Source organism: Acinetobacter sp. YH01025 (assembly GCF_013420185.1).
Taxonomy (GTDB): domain Bacteria; phylum Pseudomonadota; class Gammaproteobacteria; order Pseudomonadales; family Moraxellaceae; genus Acinetobacter; species Acinetobacter indicus.
The window spans coordinates 150,880-169,750 of record NZ_VOYR01000005.1; the positions used below are offsets into that span (position 1 = coordinate 150,880).

General features: G+C 46.9%; 20 protein-coding genes. 8 read left to right on the plus strand and 12 right to left on the minus strand.

The window, feature by feature from the left end:
• On the minus strand, window positions 1-1,101 hold the full coding sequence (gene lptF / locus FTT89_RS07455) for an LPS export ABC transporter permease LptF (protein WP_005181567.1): 1,101 nt from the start codon (window positions 1,099-1,101) through the stop codon (window positions 1-3).
• Window positions 1,102-1,259: 158 nt separating this feature from the next.
• On the opposite strand from lptF, the gene FTT89_RS07460 reads away from it, so the two are divergent.
• The 4 genes from FTT89_RS07460 to FTT89_RS07475 all read left to right on the plus strand — a co-directional run bounded on the left by FTT89_RS07460 (window position 1,260) and on the right by FTT89_RS07475 (window position 4,179).
• Window positions 1,260-2,708, plus strand: a complete 1,449-nt coding sequence (locus FTT89_RS07460) for a leucyl aminopeptidase (protein WP_168396712.1) — start codon at window positions 1,260-1,262, stop codon at window positions 2,706-2,708.
• Window positions 2,701-3,108 carry a DNA polymerase III subunit chi gene (locus FTT89_RS07465; protein ID WP_180108485.1) on the plus strand — a complete coding sequence of 136 codons (408 nt, stop codon included), beginning with the start codon at window positions 2,701-2,703 and terminating at the stop codon, window positions 3,106-3,108. The genes FTT89_RS07460 and FTT89_RS07465 overlap by 8 nt, the downstream gene beginning before the upstream one ends.
• 23 nt (window positions 3,109-3,131) lie before the next feature.
• On the plus strand, window positions 3,132-3,752 hold the full coding sequence (locus tag FTT89_RS07470; protein WP_016659708.1) for a hypothetical protein: 621 nt from the start codon (window positions 3,132-3,134) through the stop codon (window positions 3,750-3,752).
• A gap of 208 nt (window positions 3,753-3,960) precedes the next feature.
• On the plus strand, window positions 3,961-4,179 hold the full coding sequence (locus FTT89_RS07475; protein ID WP_005181560.1) for a hypothetical protein: 219 nt from the start codon (window positions 3,961-3,963) through the stop codon (window positions 4,177-4,179).
• An 82-nt stretch (window positions 4,180-4,261) separates the two neighbouring features.
• Here FTT89_RS07475 and FTT89_RS07480 read toward each other — a convergent pair whose 3' ends face one another.
• The 7 genes from FTT89_RS07480 to glnK form a co-directional block, all read right to left on the minus strand.
• Entirely contained in the window at window positions 4,262-4,807 is a 546-nt protein-coding gene (locus tag FTT89_RS07480) for a VTT domain-containing protein (RefSeq protein ID WP_180108484.1), read from the minus strand.
• A 112-nt stretch (window positions 4,808-4,919) separates the two neighbouring features.
• A complete protein-coding gene (locus FTT89_RS07485) occupies window positions 4,920-5,579 on the minus strand; it encodes a riboflavin synthase (protein WP_005181557.1) in 660 nt (219 codons plus the stop codon).
• A gap of 27 nt (window positions 5,580-5,606) precedes the next feature.
• On the minus strand, window positions 5,607-6,896 hold the full coding sequence (locus tag FTT89_RS07490) for a DNA adenine methylase (RefSeq protein WP_005181555.1): 1,290 nt from the start codon (window positions 6,894-6,896) through the stop codon (window positions 5,607-5,609).
• Complete coding sequence (gene ribD, locus FTT89_RS07495; protein WP_168370312.1) at window positions 6,893-7,981, minus strand: bifunctional diaminohydroxyphosphoribosylaminopyrimidine deaminase/5-amino-6-(5-phosphoribosylamino)uracil reductase RibD; 1,089 nt, start codon at window positions 7,979-7,981, stop codon at window positions 6,893-6,895. Before ribD ends, FTT89_RS07490 begins: the two co-directional genes overlap by 4 nt.
• A 23-nt stretch (window positions 7,982-8,004) precedes the next feature.
• Window positions 8,005-8,463, minus strand: a complete 459-nt coding sequence (nrdR, locus tag FTT89_RS07500; protein WP_005181550.1) for a transcriptional regulator NrdR — start codon at window positions 8,461-8,463, stop codon at window positions 8,005-8,007.
• A gap of 139 nt (window positions 8,464-8,602) precedes the next feature.
• Entirely contained in the window at window positions 8,603-10,006 is a 1,404-nt protein-coding gene (locus FTT89_RS07505; protein ID WP_075174920.1) for an ammonium transporter, read from the minus strand.
• 62 nt (window positions 10,007-10,068) lie between these two features.
• Window positions 10,069-10,407, minus strand: coding sequence for a P-II family nitrogen regulator (gene glnK, locus FTT89_RS07510; RefSeq protein ID WP_004650081.1), 339 nt, complete (start codon window positions 10,405-10,407; stop codon window positions 10,069-10,071).
• Between the two features lie 276 nt (window positions 10,408-10,683).
• On the opposite strand from glnK, the gene FTT89_RS07515 reads away from it, so the two are divergent.
• Together FTT89_RS07515 and FTT89_RS07520 are read left to right on the plus strand one after the other, a co-directional pair.
• On the plus strand, window positions 10,684-10,911 hold the full coding sequence (locus tag FTT89_RS07515; protein WP_005181545.1) for an accessory factor UbiK family protein: 228 nt from the start codon (window positions 10,684-10,686) through the stop codon (window positions 10,909-10,911).
• Between the two features lie 69 nt (window positions 10,912-10,980).
• Window positions 10,981-12,471 (plus strand): YifB family Mg chelatase-like AAA ATPase, encoded by a 1,491-nt coding sequence (locus tag FTT89_RS07520; protein WP_075167834.1) that lies wholly within the window; start codon window positions 10,981-10,983, stop codon window positions 12,469-12,471.
• 73 nt (window positions 12,472-12,544) lie between these two features.
• Here the strand turns inward: FTT89_RS07520 and FTT89_RS07525 are convergent, their stop codons facing one another.
• The gene (locus FTT89_RS07525; protein WP_171526192.1) at window positions 12,545-13,309 is read right to left on the minus strand and encodes a TorF family putative porin; all 765 of its coding nucleotides are present in this window, start codon (window positions 13,307-13,309) and stop codon (window positions 12,545-12,547) included.
• 756 nt (window positions 13,310-14,065) lie between these two features.
• Here FTT89_RS07525 and FTT89_RS07530 point away from each other — a divergent pair.
• Window positions 14,066-15,382, plus strand: a complete 1,317-nt coding sequence (locus tag FTT89_RS07530) for an OprD family outer membrane porin (protein WP_168398232.1) — start codon at window positions 14,066-14,068, stop codon at window positions 15,380-15,382.
• 101 nt (window positions 15,383-15,483) lie between these two features.
• Here FTT89_RS07530 and ppa read toward each other — a convergent pair whose 3' ends face one another.
• Together ppa and FTT89_RS07540 are read right to left on the minus strand one after the other, a co-directional pair.
• On the minus strand, window positions 15,484-16,008 hold the full coding sequence (ppa, locus tag FTT89_RS07535; protein WP_016659718.1) for an inorganic diphosphatase: 525 nt from the start codon (window positions 16,006-16,008) through the stop codon (window positions 15,484-15,486).
• Window positions 16,009-16,125: 117 nt separating this feature from the next.
• Window positions 16,126-16,527 carry an MAPEG family protein gene (locus FTT89_RS07540; protein ID WP_005181530.1) on the minus strand — a complete coding sequence of 134 codons (402 nt, stop codon included), beginning with the start codon at window positions 16,525-16,527 and terminating at the stop codon, window positions 16,126-16,128.
• Between the two features lie 103 nt (window positions 16,528-16,630).
• Here FTT89_RS07540 and FTT89_RS07545 point away from each other — a divergent pair, with 103 nt between their 5' ends.
• On the plus strand, window positions 16,631-17,017 hold the full coding sequence (locus FTT89_RS07545) for a hypothetical protein (protein WP_016659719.1): 387 nt from the start codon (window positions 16,631-16,633) through the stop codon (window positions 17,015-17,017).
• 36 nt (window positions 17,018-17,053) lie between these two features.
• On the opposite strand, the gene FTT89_RS07550 is transcribed toward FTT89_RS07545, so the two are convergent.
• Window positions 17,054-18,730 (minus strand): AMP-binding protein, encoded by a 1,677-nt coding sequence (locus tag FTT89_RS07550; RefSeq protein WP_168370310.1) that lies wholly within the window; start codon window positions 18,728-18,730, stop codon window positions 17,054-17,056.
• Window positions 18,731-18,871: the final 141 nt, after the last annotated feature.

Here is an 18,871-nt window from a genome sequence, read left to right on the forward strand (position 1 = left end):
TTAAGACCTCACTCGCTGAATCTGTTTCTTGATTTTGGGTGCCAGTTTCTGTTTACGCGAGAACAGCGCCGCCGCAATGGCATAGACCATCAGCACCAGCGGATAGGCCCAGATACCCATTTCTTCTTTACTGATCCGGGTTTTGACCGCCATTAGCGCCACAATCAGGCTGGCAAAAATCAGCAGGGCCGGAAATAGTTTTAAATAACGTCCCTGACGCGGACTGACTTCTGATAAAGCCACCGCCAGCAGCAGCGCCACCAGAATTGAAAACGGTACGAAGATGCGCCAGCCCAGCTCACTGGCCACCACCGGGTCCTGACGGTTATCCCACAATTGCCCGATTGGCAGGGCTTCCACTTCGGTGCTCTGGAATTTGGCTTCCTGATCACTTTCCAGACGCAAACGATAGCTGGCAAATTCAGCCTGAGAATACTGCGGACGATCCGGATAAATTTCATAACGGCGCCCTTCGACCAGATCGACCACATTGGCCGGATCATTGGACAGTTCAATCCGGGTCGCCTCTTTGGCCAGAATCATGATATCCGGTTTGCCCGGACGGTCAGCACGCTGGTAGAAGAAAATATCTTTCAGATTACGCCGGTCTTCTGACAGGTCGCCGGCATAAATGGTATAGGGCCCCGAAGAAATAAACTCTTTTGGCCGCACCAGATCGAAACCGGTACGGACCGCCTGATTGGTGGTCAATTCTTCAAACTGGCGAATCCCCCACGGTGCTGCCCAAACCATCAGCATGGCCTGCACCGCCAGAAATACCACCGTCATCGGGACTAATAAACGTGCCAGTTGGTTACGACTGACACCGCTGCCATTTAACACTGCCATTTCATGATCGACATAAAGCCGGCCAAACACCAGCATCAGGCCAATAAAAAAGCCCAGTGGCAAAATCAGGGTTAAAAATTCCGGCAGACGGTAGCCAATAATGCTAAACAGAATCCCCGCATCCAGACGCCCCTGCGCGGCGACGCCAAAATACTTGATCAGCCGGCCACCCATCATGATCAAGGTCAATAAGGCAATCACAACCAAGGATGTCGACACAACTTGCTTGACCAGATAACGCCGAATAATCAAATTAATGCTTCCAGAAAACGAGGGAATAAAACTAGCGATAGTTTACCCGAATGTTGAAAATATAAAACCTATACTGTTGTTTCACATTGAAACTCTATTCATGAAAATGTTTCAATGGTTTAATGGTTTTAAAATTTTAAAAGGCCTATATAACGCATATGAAACTGACGATTCATCCGACATACCAAGACAATGTCACCGCAGCTGCTTTATTTATTCTGGTCGATGCCAATACCCTTCGCACAACCGCAGATCACTATAAAATCAAAAATTTAGATAGCATCACCCAGGCCGTACAATTTAAATCCGGCTTTAATGAAAGCTTAAGCCTGACAGCACAGGACAACTTGCCGGCATTCAGCCAGCTGATTGGCCTTGGTTCAAGCAGCGAATTACAGCCGGCTAAACTGGCCAAACTGGCGCAAACCATTGTAAAAACCGCACAGAAGAAATTTAGCAGTATTGCGGTAGATCTATCAGTCCTGCCACAAGAACTGCATTATATTTTTGCCTTGAGCCTGACCCAGGCCGCCTACGGTTTTGATGAATTTAAAACCAAAAAGAATGAATTTGTATTAGCGCAGATTCAATTGATTGCCACACAAAGCCCGTTAACTGCCCATCAGCTGAAATTTATTGAAGCGGTACATACTGGTCAGAATTTTGCCCGCGATTTAGGCAACCGTCCGGGGAACATCTGCTTCCCGGAATATCTGGCTGATCAGGCACTGGCACTGGCAGAAGAATTCCCGGATTTACTCAAAGTAACCGTGCTGAATGAACAGCATATGGCTGACCTGGGCATGGGTGCGTTCCTTGCGGTCAGCAAGGGTTCCGAGCGTCCGGGCCGCATGATTACCCTGGAATACAAGGCCAATCTTGAGCAGGCACCTATTGTACTGGTCGGTAAGGGTATTACCTTTGATACCGGCGGTATTTCCCTGAAACCGGGTGCTGGCATGGACGAAATGAAATTCGATATGTGCGGTGCAGCCTCAGTCTTGGGGACCGTACGTGCGCTGTGTGAATCACGCTTGCCGATTCATGTGGTGGCAGCCATTGCCGCAGCGGAAAATATGCCATCGGGCAAAGCCACCCGTCCGGGCGATATTGTCACCACCATGAGCGGTCAGACTGTCGAAATCCTGAACACCGATGCTGAAGGCCGTCTGGTGCTGTGTGATGCGCTGACCTATATCCAGCGTTTTAACCCGGCACTGGTCATTGACGTGGCGACCTTAACCGGTGCCTGTGTGATTGCGCTCGGTTCGGTGTTAACCGGTCTGTTCACACCAGATGATGAACTGGCACAGGAACTGACCCAGGCCGGCCAGCAGAGTTTTGACCGCGTATGGCGTATGCCGGTGATTGATGACTATCAGGAACAATTAGATTCACCTTTTGCCGATATTGGCAATATTGGTGGTCCAAAAGCCGGTTCTGTGACTGCAGCCTGCTTCCTGCAACGCTTTACTCGTGACTATCGCTGGGCGCATCTGGATATTGCCGGCACTGCCTGGAATTCAGGAACCCATAAAGGTGCAACAGGCCGTCCGGTACCGCTACTGATGCAATTCCTGGCCAACCGTGCAGAGCAGCATGGCTAAAGTCAGCTTTTATCTGTTTGAAAAAAGTCCTGAACGGCAAGTGGACAGCACTTGCCGTTTATGCCGGAAAATCCTGCGTGGACCACAGCGCATCTGGCTGTATAGCGCAGACCCGGCATTGCAACGGGCGCTGGATGAACGGCTGTGGAGCTTTGATGCCAGCAGTTTTATTCCACATGGTATTGATGAGCCTACGGCCCAGGTCTGTATTTCAGCGCAGTTACCAACTGAAAATGATTGGATTGTGTTTAATTTTAACGAACAGGCTCTTGAACAGTTCGCCAAATTTAGTCACATTATCGAAATCATTGAAAATCATGAAACCGCCAAACAGCTTGGTCGGGAAAAATATAAACAATATCGTCGTTTAGGTATTGAGCCGCAAACCCACAAATTATAGAACCACCCCAAAGGAGATGCAGCGTGGCATTAAATGTTGGTCCAGATTTTAAACAGCGCTGGTTAACTGCGCCTGAAGCTGTGCGTCAGACCTTTATTGATGACCTGCATCGGATTAGCGAGGTGCTGCAACCGGACAGCGACCTCAAACGCTGGGTAGAGTACGATCAGCAGCAACAGCAACAGTCCTTTCAGAAAATTGATCAGGCCTATGCCGAACTGAAAATCCAGTTAATTGAAGAAGCGCGTATTCGCCGCCAGCAGATGCTGGAGCAACGTCTGGCCCAACAACGCGCCGATCAGGCCGCGTATGCGCAGGCTCTGTATCAGGATGAACTGCAACAGTTTGCCGCGCAGACCGAAACCCTGGCCAGTTTACGCACCCAGCTGGATCAGGAGATTCTGGACTACACTGCGCGTTATCAAAAAAATCCGGAAAATGGCAGTTTCAATTTTGCCAAAGGCGTGCGTATTGCCGATGAACAGATTCTGTCGGAACTCGACAGTGTCCGGGTACGTCTGGAACTGGAAGCCGAAACCCGGATTGAAGAAGCAGTACAACAGTTCCGCAGCCAGCTACAAGCCGCTGCCCAGGAAGAAATTGAATATATTTTAAAACATTCCCAATTTTCCAAAGAGGCCTAAATGTCGGCCTTCTGGCGTGAAAAACCCGGTACGGTGTCAGTAAATGCAGATTTAAACCGGCCCATCTGAAAGATCAATCGGGTGTGAGGCAGAATTTCTCGCCCAAGCGTCATGAAAGTGAAATATTTTTGTCACAAGATAGTCATACTTTGAATAGCAGTACTGCTGCCTTTTAAAGTAAAAATTATTTTTATAATTAGGGTTTAAAATGGGTATCTTGACACAAATATCGAGCAAAATTGACCATCTGCATAGTGGTGAACAATGGCATATTACTGCTCAGGATTTATTAATCAGCCGTGCAGATTTCCAGTCGCTTTATATTTACCTGACCAAAGAAGCTGAAAAAGGTACATTTTCTTTAGCACCGGTTGCAGAAGCCAGTCCACGTTTAGGCGGTACCTCTGTCACAGTGATCAAGCACTAAGGTCAGCGAATTTCTCCCCGCAAGATAAAAGTCCACCCCGCGTGGGCTTTTTTGTGCATGCGGTTTCTCTGCACTGTTGCTATTAAAAAATATGCCCCAGCCACGACAGGATATTACCCAGCCCGTAACCGATGACCAATAAAGACACAATCCAGATAATACCACCGGCAATGTTATAGGCCGTAAAGCTGGCGATGGGCATATGTCCGGAACCGGCGGCAAACGGCGCGAAAGAACGGACAAAAGGAATAAATCGGGCAATAAGAATAGTTTTACCGCCATGCTTCATAAAATAGCGGTTGGTTTTGACGATATATTCCGGTTTGAAATAGCGCGAATGGTCATTAAAAAACTTCAGCCCCAAGACCTTGCCGGTATAGTAATTCACGCTATAGCCAACAATGGAGGCCAGGCACAGCAAAATCGCCATATAGTGTAAATGCACCACATCGGTGGTTGAACATAAGGCGCCAATGGCAATCAGCAGACTGTCTCCCGGCAGGAAAAACATAAATACCGAACCGGTTTCCGCAAAGATAATTAAAAATAAAATTGCATAAATCCAGACCCCATAGTTGTTGAGCAACACAGGCAGCCACTGTTCAAAATTTAGCAAAAAATCAATCATCTACACTTAACCAACGTAAGTTACTCTGTTTCGCGCAGCCTGAATTATCGCTAAAAATAAAAAAACAGTCTAATTTTTTCAATCAGACTGTTCTGTACAGCAGCGTCAGGACTTATTTTAAGAAACCATTTTCGGCCAGAAAGTCCATGCTGATTTTTGACTGTGCCGTGGTTTCTGCGGCTTTTTCACCGAGCAGTAAACGCTCGATATAACGCGCCAAAACATCCACTTCCAGATTGACTTTGCTGCCAGTTTTCCAGGTACCAATATTGGTACGCTCTGCGGTATGCGGAATCAGGTTCAGGCTGATTACACTGCCACGTAAATGGTTAATGGTCAGGCTGATGCCATCTACAGTCACCGAACCTTTTTCGGCCAGATATTTGGCAATTTCAGCCGGTGCAGTCACTTCGAAATATAAAGAACGCGCATCTTCACGCACCAAGGTAATTTCACCGACCGCATCGACATGGCCACTAACAATATGCCCGCCAAAACGGGTGGTCGGTAACATGGCTTTTTCCACATTCACCGGCTGGCCAACTTTCCAGTTACCTAAGGTAGTCCGGTTTAAACTTTCCCGTGACACATCGGCCGCGTACCAGTTATCGCCCCACTCAATCACGGTCAGGCAGATGCCGTTGGTGGCAATCGAATCCCCCAGATGCACATCGGACATATCCAGATCGGTTTGAATACGCAGGCGGACATCACCACCGACACTTTGCAGGCTGTCCACTTTGCCCACGCTTTCAATAATTCCTGTAAACATAGTCTTTTCTCTTATTGTCTCTAGTGCTTACCACAAGGCCAGTTGGGTGCTAACACCGCTGGTATCGACCCCGCCCAGCTCGGCAAAGTGATGCAACTGCCCCAGCAACTGCCGGATTGGCGGGCCAGACTTGGCATGGGTATCGGTAATCACAATAAATTCCAGTACCCGTGCGCGTTCAGACTGACGCTGCTTGCTGACCCGGTAACGCGGTACATCCTGGGTTAACAGGCTGACCCGGCCACGTTTTAAATTGGCCTGCAACAAATCCACTGCACTGATATTGCCATCGGTGGAGTAACTGGTCAGGATATAACGTGCATTAATGGTTTCTAACAGTTTCTCATACGCTTCTTTGGCGTGCTTGGACGAGTTATACGGACTCGGACGCTCTTTGCGCCAAGCACGGTCAATGCCGCTCTTAAAGCCTTTGGTATCCGGGGTTGGTAAATCGACCTGATCCCATAAGGTTAAGGCATTTAACACATGATAGTTACTGCTATAGGCATGCTGGTTATACGGCGGATCTAAATACGCCACATCCACTTCAAAACCGCTCATCTGGTTGGCCAGATGCTGGGCATCAACACACCACATTTCGGCAGCCGGACGTTTCGGATCACCAATTTCACAGAAGCGGCTTGGAGTTAACCACAGTAAAGATTCAATCCGTTCCAGTGCAGTCTGGGTTTTACCGCCCCAGCCATGATGGAAACTTTTAAAGACCCCGGAGGTGTTGCTGACAAAACTGGCCGAATACAGCAAAGGCGCCAGCAGCGCACTCATCTCGACATCATCAATCGCGCCTTGCGCCTGCCAGGTGGCAATCTGCTGGCGGATGGCATCAATACGCATCCCGTTACGGCGTTTAAAGAATAAACGGTCGCGGGTCGGATCATAAATTTCATCATTGCGTGGGCACAGGTTATGCGTGACCCAGCCTTTGACTTCTGGCAAACGGTTTAAATAATCAATCGCTTTCTGATAACCGCCCAGCTCTTTAAACGCCGGTGCTTCCACACAAGCCAAAATCGCATGATTCAGCGCATGGCTATACGGTTCCCAGTCATTGGCAATTACCCGATAGCCATTTTGTCGGGCCAGACGTGAAACCACGCCTGAACCGGCAAAAAAGTCAGCGAAGATCGGGGCGCGGCCGCCTTTGTTCAGGGTGCCGGTCTGCTCCAGCGCTTCCAGAATCAGATGTAACAGACGACGTTTATTCCCCAGATAAGGAACCAGCTGATGGAAAAGATATTCATCTGTCGTACGTGCGGCGTGACGACGTTTGTGATAAACCGTAGACTCTGAATTCATAACGTCTCTTGAGAAGGGGTTAACCTTAAGCGCACATCATCACCGAATTGAGTGACGTCGCAAAGTTTAAATCGAAGTTGTTGTGCCATACGCTCAAATTCTGCCTGAAACATGGCACGTGCAGACCGGCCTAACAGGGTCGGAGCCACATAACTGATCACTTCGTCGACCAATTGCTGCTGTAAAAAGGCGGTCGATAATGTTGCACCGGCTTCAATCAGCACATCATACAGCTGATACTGCTGCACCAAAGTTCGAAGTAGTTGATCCAAAGGCTGAACCTCGAGCTGGATCACGCCCAGCGCTTCCAGCTCGGCCCGATACGGACCCATCACCATCACACTGTCCGGCTGCTCGAGCATTTTGGCGGTTAAGGGCAAGCGTCCCTGACGATCCAGCACCAGCCGTTTCGGCTGGACAATGCTGCTGATGTCCTGATGTATCGCCAGCTGGCGGACATTGAGCTGACAGTCATCGGCCAGTACGGTTTCAATCCCGGTAATCACCACTGCTGAAATTGCGCGCCAGTGCTGCACATCCAGACGGGCCGGATTGCCGGTAATCCATTTCGATTCACCGGAGGCCATGGCAGTACGGCCATCCAGACTTGACGCCACTTTTAAGCGGACATAAGGCTGACCCGTGGCCATGGCTTTTAAAAAGCCCAGATTCAGCTGATGCGCCTGCTGTTCCAGCACGCCTACCTCCACCTGAATTCCGGCATCGCGCAGAATCTGCACGCCTTTACCAGCCACCAGCGGATTCGGATCAGGACAGGCCACTACCACTCTGGCCACACCGGCTTCGACCAGACCTTTGGCACAAGGCGGGGTACGTCCATAATGCGCACAAGGTTCCAGAGTCACGTAAGCGGTTGCACCGCGGGCGGCATCGCCGGCATCACGTAAGGCAAATACTTCGGCATGTGGCTGTCCGGCACGCGGATGATAGCCCTCACCCACCAGCTGTCCATCTTTAACCAGCACACAGCCCACATTCGGATTCGGTTTGGTCGAGTACTGTCCGAGTCGTGCCAGTTCAATGGCACGCTGCATCCAGATTTGGTCTTGAGTTAACTCGGACATGTCACCACTCTTGCGCGTTGAGCTTAGTATTCACGTTGCTGCATTTGTTCAATTTGACGGCGGAAGGCTTCCACATCCTGAAAGTCCTGATACACCGAAGCAAAACGCACATAGGCCACATGATCCAGCGAGAATAAAGACTGCATGACAATTTCCCCGATGGTGCGTGATTTAACATCACGTTCGCCCAGACGGCGGATTTGCAGCTGGATATCACTGAGTACCGTTTCAATCTGTTCCTGAGTCACGGGACGTTTTTGCAAGGCATGCATCAATGAACGGCGCAGTTTGGCTTCATCAAAGGGCTCATTTTTACCGTCCGATTTAATGACGCGTGGCATCACCACTTCATAACTTTCAAAGGTGGTAAAACGTTCACCACAGCTAATACATTCACGACGTCGGCGAATTTGACAGCCTTCAGCTGCCAGCCGTGAATCAATCACTTTACTGTCTGCGGCGTTGCAAAATGGACAATGCATAGTGGTTTAATTGAACAAATCCAGTTGATTTGAGAGTGTAGCAAAAAAACAGGATTTTGTAGAGTTTTACGCAATATATAGAAAAAAAACAGCCCTTTTGGGCTGTTTTACACAATATATTGATTATGCTGCTGAAAGATTATTCAACCCGTTCACCATGCTGGCTTAAATCCAGACCCATGCGTTCATCATCAGATTCAACACGGATACCAATTACCAGATCAATCACTTTCAGGATGATGAAGGTTAATACTGCAGAGTACACAATGGTGGCAATCACACCTTCCACTTGCACCCACAGCTGACCCATCAGGCTGGCAGGTGCCGCATCGCCCATAATGAATTCGCTGGCAAAGAAGGCGGTTAAAATTGCACCTACAATACCACCCACGCCATGCAGGCCAAAGGCATCTAAAGAGTCATCGGCTTTCAGGGCACGTTTCAGTGCAGTAATCCCCCAGAAGCAGACCACGCCACCAATCAGACCCATGGCTAAGGCACCACCGACGGTGACAAAACCTGCTGCCGGGGTAATGACCACCAGACCAGCCACGGCACCTGAAGCACCGCCTAATACAGAGGCTTTACCACGGACCACTTTTTCAGTCACTAACCAGGCCAGTGCGGCTGCAGCTGCGGCAACTTGAGTCACCACTAAAGCATAACCTGCTGAACCATTGGCGCCCAGCGCAGAACCACCATTGAAACCAAACCAGCCTACCCACAGCAAGCTTGCACCCACCACAGTTAAGGTCAGGTTGTGCGGTGCCATCGATTCACGGCCCAAGCCCATACGTTTGCCCAGCATATAGGCAGCCACCAGACCAGCCACACCAGAGTTAATGTGTACCACGGTACCACCAGCGAAATCCAGCGCGCCATCATTGCCTAACCAGCCGCCACCCCAGACCCAGTGGGTAATAGGTGCATAGACCACCACCACCCAGATGGCAATGAACGCAACAAAGGCCCCAAATTTCATCCTCTCTGCAATCGAACCGCTAATAATGGCCACGGTAATAATCGCAAAGGTCATCTGGAAGATCACAAACAGAATTTCAGGAATGGTGCCACTCAAGGCATCGGTGGTAATACCGGCCAGCATGAACTTGTCCAAGCTGCCAATAAAGGCATTGCCTTCGCCAAAGGCCAAGGTATAGCCAATAATTACCCAGACCAGACTGACCACTGCGGCCGCAACAAAACTGTGCGCCATGGTGCTGAGGACGTTTTTCTTGCGCACCATACCGCCATAGAACAGGGCCAAGCCCGGAATGGTCATGAGTAGGACAAGTGCTGTTGAGACCAGAATCCAAGCGGTATCACCAGTGTCTAACACGGCTTCTTCTTCAGCCGCTGCCACTTCAGGTAAAGCAGTTTCTGTAGTGATGATATCGCTTGATTCAATAAGCGCAGGTTCCACAGTATCATTTACTGTGATTTGTTCTGAAGGAGTTGGCGCTGTTACGGCTTCTTCAGCCCAAGTAACAGAACCACCCAAAAGCGCGCCGGACAGGCCGAGCGCAAGTAGCATTTTTTTCATTCGTATCCCCCAACCTAGTTTTTGTGAGTTATTAGGTACTCAGCAAACTTCGTGCCAATTACTTAAACAGCATCTGCACCTGTTTCACCTGTACGAATACGGATGACCTGTTCCAGATTCGTCACAAAAATTTTACCGTCACCGATTTTGCCGGTGCTTGCTACACGGGTGATTGATTCAATCACTGAATCCACCATCTCATCACTAATGGCGATTTCGATTTTCACTTTTGGTAGAAAATCAACAACATATTCTGCGCCACGATACAGTTCAGTGTGACCTTTCTGACGACCGAAGCCTTTGACTTCAGTGACAGTGATCCCTTGAACACCAATTTCTGACAGTGCTTCACGCACGTCATCTAATTTAAAGGGTTTTACAATTGCAGTTACGAGCTTCATGTGTGTTTTCCTTCGGCTTATTTCACCAGTAAGGTTTTATGTTCAAATTTCATGCCAAAACTCCTAAGGTCGGGGGAAATTAGAAGTTACGGCATGTGATTTATTTATATCTTATTTTATACCTTTCTCATGCACCAATCTTCAAAAAATAAACATTTTTCTGTAGAGATTTACGATCTCCGGCATCGAATAAAACCATATTTCATCTGAAACACTATAGTCTGGGCCAGAGCAATGCTACACTGCGCTTTTCAGTCCACTGGAATGGAATTTATTATGATAGAAACCTTATTACAGGCCATCTTAGAACAGGTCGATCAACCGAAAAAAGACTTAGAACATAACCTGCGTGCCCTGCTAAGCGAAGCCGTCAGCAAAATGGATCTGGTGTCCAAAGAAGAGCTGGACCGTCAGCGCACTGCACTGAATAATGCCAATCTTCGTTTAAATGAACTGCTGCAGCAGGTAGAAGCACTCGAACAAAAGATTTTGAACAAAGAATAAGCACCTTCTTAGTGCAACAAAAGACGCATAACGACCAAAAATAACGCACCAAAACGGAACATAACAACAATGTCTTTTGCCAAAATTTATACGCGGGGTCTGCTTGGACTGAATGCCCCATCTATTGAAGTTGAAGTCCATTTAAGTCAGGGTCTGCCCTCCTTAACCATTGTCGGTCTGGCCGAAGCCGCGGTCCGTGAAAGTAAAGACCGGGTCCGCTCGGCCATTATTAACAGTGGTTTTCAGTTTCCCACCAAACGTTTGACCATTAATCTGGCTCCGGCCGATTTGCCCAAAGATGGTTCGCGTCTGGATTTACCGATTGCCTTAGGCATTCTGATTGCTTCCGGACAATTGCCCGAACAGGCCGCAGAAAACCTGGAATTTATTGGTGAACTGGCGCTGGATGGCCAGTTACGCCCGGTCACCGGCACTTTAAGTATTGCCATTGCCTGTCAGGCGGCCGGCCATCAACTGGTATTACCGGAACCCAATGCACAGGAAGCCGCACAATTGCCCGACTTTCAGGTGTTTGCGGCCAGTCATCTGAAACAGGTCTGTGAGCATCTGGCGCAGGCTGCGCCCCTACAGCCTTTTGCAGCAAGCTCGGAAACCCGCTTGGAACGCTATGCTTTTGACCTGGCGGATGTCAAAGGACAGCTGCGACCTCGGCGTGCCCTGGAAATTGCCGCTGCCGGTGGCCATTCCTTGCTCTTTAAAGGTCCACCCGGTACAGGCAAGACTCTCTTGGCCTCACGTCTGGCCAGTATTTTGCCGCCCCTGAATATGCAGGAAAATCTTGAAGTTGCCAGTATTTATTCAATTGCCAATACCCCGCATCGCTTTGGACAGCGGCCATTTCGCGCCCCGCATCATACCGCTTCAGCGATTGCGCTGGTCGGTGGTGGCTCACATCCAAAACCGGGCGAAATTACCCTGGCCCATTTAGGTGTGCTGTTTTTAGATGAACTGCCGGAGTTTGACCGTAAAGTGCTGGAAGTATTGCGGCAGCCCTTGGAATCCAAGGAAATTGTAATTTCCCGGGCATCGCGGCAGATTACCTTTCCGGCCAGTTTCCAGCTGATTGCCGCGATGAACCCCTGCCCGTGTGGCTATGCATTTAATCAGGATATTCGCTGCCAATGTTCCGCAGAAAGTATTAAACGCTACCAGAACCGGATTTCTGGCCCACTCCTGGACCGGATTGATTTGCATATTGATGTACCACCATTACAGGCCCATGAGTTACATGATAAAACTGCGGTGGAAAACTCAGATACGGTTCGCCAGCGGGTGATTCAGGCCTATGAACGGCAAATGCAACGCCAAGGTATGCTGAATATGAACTTAAGTCCAAAACAGCTGGAACAGTTTGCTGCCTTAGCCACACCAGCACAGAACATGATGGATCTGGCCCAGCAGCGCTTAAACCTGTCGGCTCGCGCCTATCATCGGGTCTTAAGAGTGGCGCGCAGTATTGCCGATTTGGCCGAAAGTAGCGAGATTCAAACTGCTCATTTATCGGAAGCGCTGTCTTATCGGGCGCAGTCCAGCCCATAAAACGCATCATTAAAAACAAGCTAAAAAAATAGCCCATTTCAAATGGGCTATTTTTTCAATGTGAAGCCTTAAATTAGAATGCCTTGGTCAATGTCACGACTGCGCCTGTTTCTACGCCACGTTCAACCGCATCGGGTGTGCCTGGACCATAGTCAATATCTGAACCCACCGCAGCCAGTTCTGCAGTTAAGCCTTCAACACCGGCAAAGGCATAAGTTACGCCCAATTTCCAGTCCACATAGCTGTCATCATCACCAAAAATCTCTTCATCTGCCACGGTATAGCCTAAAGCCGCCACTCCACCAAAACCGGTCGCACCAAAAGGCACGCTATAGGTAGCATTGAAATACCAGGCATCTAAATCTGCGCCTAAAAAGTCATTGCTGTAGTTCACTGCGGTGAGCAAGCTGGCATCTTTGACCAGCACATCATTAAAGCCAAGTTTTGCATAGGCTTCTAACCAGTTTAAATCACTTTCACTTGGATAAGCGTAGTACCATAAGCCCACATCCAGTAATGGCTTGCTCGCAAATCCATCTAAGGTTGTGGCATAACCGATATATGGGTCCAGCTCTAAATGGGCCGTACCGCCGAAATCGACATTCGAGCCCCACACCCCGGCATATACACCAGATGCATGTGACAGTGCGAAACCGGCCTGTACTGCAGGATCATTAAAGGTTTGGGTCAGACCACGAAAACGGTAATCTGAAGTCAGCGCTGCAGTACCGCTAAACGATAAAGCAGATGCCGAAGAGTCTTCTGCTGCAGCCACGCTGAAGCTGGCAGTTACGGCAACAAGCGCCAGTGAAAGTGTTTTGATAGAAAATTTCATTATTTGATCCCCTGCTGCATATTTCAATGCTTTTGTGTACTTGTTTCACTCACACAGGAGATAGCAATCCCCATGCCAACACGGGCATTTGCTCACGAAAAATGATTTTGATTTTCTCTAAATTAATATCAAATATTTGTTTTATCTATAATTTAATTATGAGATTAAAATTTAAAAATAGAATAATACTTTTTCAATCCTACTGATGTGCGGATCATTTCACTGCGTTGGGAGATAAACCAGATCATTTATATTTGCTTACATCATGCGCTATTTTGAGTCGCTTAATCATGCAAAAGCCTTTTTACTGCTTAAAAAAAGTGCAATCTTGTATTCTACTAGAATGCACTGATTCACGAGGATGTTCTGATCATAGCTTCAACGAAATGCATAAAAAATTCAGCGAGATAAATCTTGTATGTACGTTTTAATCCCTGTAAAGTGCCAAATTTCCCACATCTTCACACTGTCTAAAACCGCATAATCACAAATTATTTTTTGAATAAAAAGTATAAACACAGTACATTAAAGCGCGAAAATTGCCTTCCTGTTTTGAGAAGCAAATTTTCTGCAATATGACCCAGGAAGGGTGTTTTACAAGAGCAAGGATTGAAACTGTATACGCTAGCGTTTGCATTTTTCTCAAAGAAAAATGGATAAAACGGTATCTTTTTTACAAATTCCCTATAAAATTCTTCCGATTTCTGGGTTCTTTTTAAACAAATTGAAACATAACATTCTGGATGAGGCTCTCTCCCAATGCTAAACGCGAAAAAATTAACATTAGCAGTCCTGGTACAAGCTGCTTTAATTTCTACAGCTGTTGCCAGCGAGCAAAGCGAAGCTAAAGGTTTTGTTGAAGGTGCAGAAGGTTCGGTATTATTCCGTACTGGTTTTATTCACCGTGACAAAACTAACGGTGTAAAAGATCAAAGCTCTTATGCACAAACCGCAATTGTTCAACTTGAATCTGGTTATACCCAAGGCACTGTAGGCGTGGGTGTCGGTGCCGTAGGCGACTGGTCATTTAAACTGGGCAGCAATAACAACGCTGGCAATAACATGATTCCACATGACAACAATGGCGAACCATATGACCAATGGGCTCGTGGTGGTGTCAATGTCAAAGCACGTATTTCCAATACTGAAGTACGTTATGGTACCCAGGTTCTAGACCTGCCGGTATTGGCCAGCAACACGGCACGTTTAGTTCCAGAATATTTCACTGGTGTTTTAGCCACTAGCCGTGAAATTGATGGCCTGGAATTAACTGCCGGTAAATTTACCAAAAACCAGTTCTCTGACCAGATTGCCACCGATCAAAATGATTTAGATCGTGCCATTGTGTGGGGTGCACGTTATCAGGTGAATGATCAGCTGAATACAGCGTATTTTGGTGTAGACAATAAAGACCGTTTAGAGCGTCACTATGCCAATGTTAACTATAAGCTTCCATTGGCAAACCAAAGCAGCCTGACCTTTGACTTTAGCGGTTATCATACTGATTGGGATGCAAAGGCAGACGGCACTGCTCGCACTTACTCGCATACTTCAAATGACTTTAATAACTTAAGCAACAGTATTTGGGCACTTTCAACCACCTATAATACTGGTCCACACAACATTATGGTGGCATACCAGCAAAATACAGGTAATACAGGTTATGACTATAACCTAGGTGTAGGTGTTGCAGATGGTGGCCAAACCATTTATATGCCAAACTCCTACCTGTCTGATTTCGTTGGTAACGATGAGAAATCTGTACAACTCCAATACACTTATGACTTTGCTGCAATGAATGTTCCTGGTTTAACTTGGACATCAGCCTTTGTATATGGTTGGGATATTGATGTACCAACAGCTACCGACCGTTCAATGTTATTAACTGATGATGCACAAGAACGTGAATTCTTTAACCAGGTGAAATACACCGTTCAATCTGGCTTTGCTAAAGATGCCAGCTTACGTGTACGTCATTCTTACTACCGTGCAAGCGATGAATACCAAGTAGACAGATACATTGGTGACACCAATGAATGGCGTTTATTCCTAGACATCCCGGTGAAATTATTCTAATTTCCTGACGATGGTCTAAATCAAAAAAACCTGCACAGTGTGCAGGTTTTTTTATGGCGTCCTCACTAAACAAGACAGATCAGTGAGGGGGAAAAGCCGTATTATTTTGCAGCTTCAATCGCTTTTAATACTTCAGCTTTGGCAACCTCTGCGCCTTCCCAACCGGTCAATTTCACCCATTTGCCTGGCTCTAAATCTTTATAGTGGGCAAAGAAGTGTTCAACCTGTTGAATCAGTAACGGTGGAAGATCGGTATATTCTTTCACATCTTTGTAAATTGGAGTCAATTTGTCGTGCGGTACCGCGATCAGTTTCGCATCAATACCACCGTCATCTTCCATGTTCAATTTACCGACCGGGCGGCAACGAATTACTGAACCTGGTTCAACCGGATGTGGCGTTACCACCAATACGTCTAATGGGTCACCATCTTCAGACAAGGTATTTGGCACATAACCGTAGTTTGCTGGGTAGAACATTGCAGTACCCATGAAACGGTCGACAAATAACGCATCAGAATCTTTATCAATTTCGTATTTGATTGGCGCTGCATTGGCAGGAATTTCAATGATTACATAGATATCATTTGGCGCATCTTTACCCGCTGGGATATTGCTGTAGCTCATGGCATCACTCTTTCACAAATTAAATTTTTTAAACCGCGTCAATTATAACGGGTTTCGGCTATTAATGACTTCGCGATTATACATTCATGACATAAAAATAGATATTTTGCTGTGCAATCACGCGGTCAGTTTAATCACCAGCAGCAATAAACAGATCGGGCAAAGTAACGATAATAACCAGATAATCGAGCGCAACGTCGCCCAGTTGGCCAGATAACACAGCCCGTACAGCAGACGAAACACCAGATAGGCAATGCCAAAGGTCATAATAATAAACTGCGGAATCACCATATATTCGGCCAGTAAAATGGCGGCAATAAACAGCGGCAGACTTTCAAAGCTGTTTTGCTGGGCAGCATTGGCACGCGCCGCCAGACCGGTAGTATTGGCTAAAAAAGAACGTGGATTTTGATTATCTTCAGATTTAAAGCCGCCAGCCATTTTTGCAATTACTGCAAATAAATAAGGCAACAGGCAGGCGATTAGAATCAGATAGACGATTCCACTAATACTTTGCATCTATTTTTTCTCGTCGGAATTCTTCAAAACTTTATCATAGCATGGTGTTTTAAGCATAAATTTTGTTAAATAGGGTGTTTTTATTCATTGTGTAGGATTCATGATGGTCAATCCTGATCAAAAAGAAATGTTCGATGTACTTGAAAAACAGCGCCAGCATCAGCTGCAAGTCGATCGGGCCTTAAAAATTGTGATTCCCATTGTGGCCTTTTTATTAACGGTCATCTGTTCCAACCTGAATATCTGGTCGACCCTGTTTACCTTTGTGGTGCTGTGGGTGGCCCTGTATGCTGTGGGAATTAAACGTCTACCTTTATGGCACTGGGTGACCGTAATTCTGGTGTATTGCCTGATTGATAATATTTTAAGTTATGGCAGCTTCCATTCCTCCGGTTTTAGCCGTCAGTTTGGCTCGATGTTTATTTTCCTCGGGGTGATGGGGGTTGGACGTCCTTACTTCGACCGCTGGCTAATGAAAAAAGAGAATTAAAAAAAGCGCCCTTAGGCGCTTTTTTTATTGCAGAATTTATGCAGTCTTACGTAGGTCTTTACGCAGGATTTTACCTACGTTAGATTTCGGTAATTCATCCATAAATTCAACATAACGTGGGCGTTTATAACCGGTCAGGTTTTCTTTGGCAAAGGCCAGAACTTCTTCAGTCGTCAATGAAGGATCTTTCTTCACAACGAACAGTTTTGGCACTTCACCTGATTTTTCATCTGGTACACCAATTGCAGCCACTTCCAGTACTTTTGGATGTTTCGCCACGACTTCTTCAATTTCAGAAGGATAAACGTTAAAGCCAGATACCAAAATCATGTCTTTCTTACGGTCAACAATCTTCACATAGCCTCGTGAATCCATAACACCAATGTCACCTGTACGGAAGAAACCATTAATCATCACTTTGTCGGTTTCATCTGGACGGTTCCAATAGCCTTTCATGACTTGTGGACCACGGATTGAAATTTCACCCTGCTCGCCCAATGCTACTTCATTGCCGGCATCATCCAGAATTGCCACTTCAGTTAATGGCAATGGAATACCAATCGTACCGCTGAATTCTTCAGACGCTGGCGGGTTCGCGGTAGCCACCGGTGAAGTTTCAGATAAACCGTAACCCTCAATGATGTTGGTGCCAGTCACTTTTTTCCAGGCTTCCGCTGTAGATGGTAATACAGCCATACCGCCGCCCATCGCCATTTTCAATCGGCTGTGATCAAGCTGTTTAAACTCTTCATTGTTCACAAGTGCATTGAATAAGGTGTTCACCGCAGGGAAGAAAGTTGGTTGATATTTGCGTAATTCTTTCATTACCGCAGGTAAGTCACGCGGGTTTGGAATCAATACGTTTGCCTGACCTTTATACATCCCGTAAAGCGCGCACACCATAAATGCAAAAATGTGATACAGCGGCAATGCACAGAAAATACGGTCATCTGGCGCGCCATCTTGCGCACCAAATTTACTTTGGAAAATACCATCGCATTGCAGCATGTTTGCCACTAGGTTACGGTGGGTCAGTTCTGCACCTTTAGATACCCCTGTCGTACCACCGGTATATTGCAGTACTGCCGTATCGCTTAGAGTCAGGCTTGGACGCTTGTAGTTGCTGACATTGGCTTTCGACATGGCCGCATTAAACTTGACATGACCCGGAAGGTCCCACGCCGGAATCTGTTTACGCACTGAACGTAAGACAAAGTTCACCAACGTACCTTTTAAGGTGCCTAGCATGTCACCCACAGAGGCAACCACGACGTGCTTGACTGGGGTTTTACCCAGAATCGCCTGATATACAGAAGCGAAGTTTTCAATAATCACCAGCACTTCTGCGCCAGAGTCATTTAACTGATGCTCAAGTTCACGTGAGGTATACAGCGGGTTTACATTCACCAGCACCAGACCGGCACGGAATACACCCAATGCCACCACTGGATATTGAAGAACGTTTGGCATCATCACTGCAACACGTGTGCCTTTGGCCAAGCCCAGACCTTGCAAATAGCTTGCAAATTTACGGCTTGCTTCTTCCAGTTCAGCAAAGGTCAGCACTTTATCCATAAAGATAAAGGCATCACGTGAACCAAACTTCTGGAAATTACGTTCAAAGATATCAACCAGTGACGTATTCTCCGGTGGCAACTCTACAGTTTCTGGAATCCCTGTCTTTCGGTATTCTTCAAACCAAATTTTTTCCATAATGCCAATCTCTCCAATCAGTAATCCTTAGTATTCAACTGTTTTATACACTGCCGCACTTCATTTTTTGGCTTGTTTATGTACAGCAGTGGATCCATTTTCACGAATTCGATTCATATATAACGTATTTTATGTAAACAA

What these genes read in the sequence shown, in the direction of transcription:
- FTT89_RS07460 (WP_168396712.1), top strand. Translation starts at nt 1,260, where the DNA reads ATGAAACTGACGATTCATCCGACATACCAAGACAATGTCACCGCAGCT.
- FTT89_RS07465 (WP_180108485.1), top strand. Translation starts at nt 2,701, where the DNA reads ATGGCTAAAGTCAGCTTTTATCTGTTTGAAAAAAGTCCTGAACGGCAA.
- FTT89_RS07475 (WP_005181560.1), top strand. Translation starts at nt 3,961, where the DNA reads ATGGGTATCTTGACACAAATATCGAGCAAAATTGACCATCTGCATAGT.
- FTT89_RS07480 (WP_180108484.1), bottom strand. Translation starts at nt 4,807, where the DNA reads ATGATTGATTTTTTGCTAAATTTTGAACAGTGGCTGCCTGTGTTGCTC.
- FTT89_RS07485 (WP_005181557.1), bottom strand. Translation starts at nt 5,579, where the DNA reads ATGTTTACAGGAATTATTGAAAGCGTGGGCAAAGTGGACAGCCTGCAA.
- FTT89_RS07490 (WP_005181555.1), bottom strand. Translation starts at nt 6,896, where the DNA reads ATGAATTCAGAGTCTACGGTTTATCACAAACGTCGTCACGCCGCACGT.
- ribD (WP_168370312.1), bottom strand. Translation starts at nt 7,981, where the DNA reads ATGTCCGAGTTAACTCAAGACCAAATCTGGATGCAGCGTGCCATTGAA.
- nrdR (WP_005181550.1), bottom strand. Translation starts at nt 8,463, where the DNA reads ATGCATTGTCCATTTTGCAACGCCGCAGACAGTAAAGTGATTGATTCA.
- FTT89_RS07505 (WP_075174920.1), bottom strand. Translation starts at nt 10,006, where the DNA reads ATGAAAAAAATGCTACTTGCGCTCGGCCTGTCCGGCGCGCTTTTGGGT.
- glnK (WP_004650081.1), bottom strand. Translation starts at nt 10,407, where the DNA reads ATGAAGCTCGTAACTGCAATTGTAAAACCCTTTAAATTAGATGACGTG.
- FTT89_RS07515 (WP_005181545.1), top strand. Translation starts at nt 10,684, where the DNA reads ATGATAGAAACCTTATTACAGGCCATCTTAGAACAGGTCGATCAACCG.
- FTT89_RS07520 (WP_075167834.1), top strand. Translation starts at nt 10,981, where the DNA reads ATGTCTTTTGCCAAAATTTATACGCGGGGTCTGCTTGGACTGAATGCC.
- FTT89_RS07530 (WP_168398232.1), top strand. Translation starts at nt 14,066, where the DNA reads ATGCTAAACGCGAAAAAATTAACATTAGCAGTCCTGGTACAAGCTGCT.
- ppa (WP_016659718.1), bottom strand. Translation starts at nt 16,008, where the DNA reads ATGAGCTACAGCAATATCCCAGCGGGTAAAGATGCGCCAAATGATATC.
- FTT89_RS07540 (WP_005181530.1), bottom strand. Translation starts at nt 16,527, where the DNA reads ATGCAAAGTATTAGTGGAATCGTCTATCTGATTCTAATCGCCTGCCTG.
- FTT89_RS07545 (WP_016659719.1), top strand. Translation starts at nt 16,631, where the DNA reads ATGGTCAATCCTGATCAAAAAGAAATGTTCGATGTACTTGAAAAACAG.
- FTT89_RS07550 (WP_168370310.1), bottom strand. Translation starts at nt 18,730, where the DNA reads ATGGAAAAAATTTGGTTTGAAGAATACCGAAAGACAGGGATTCCAGAA.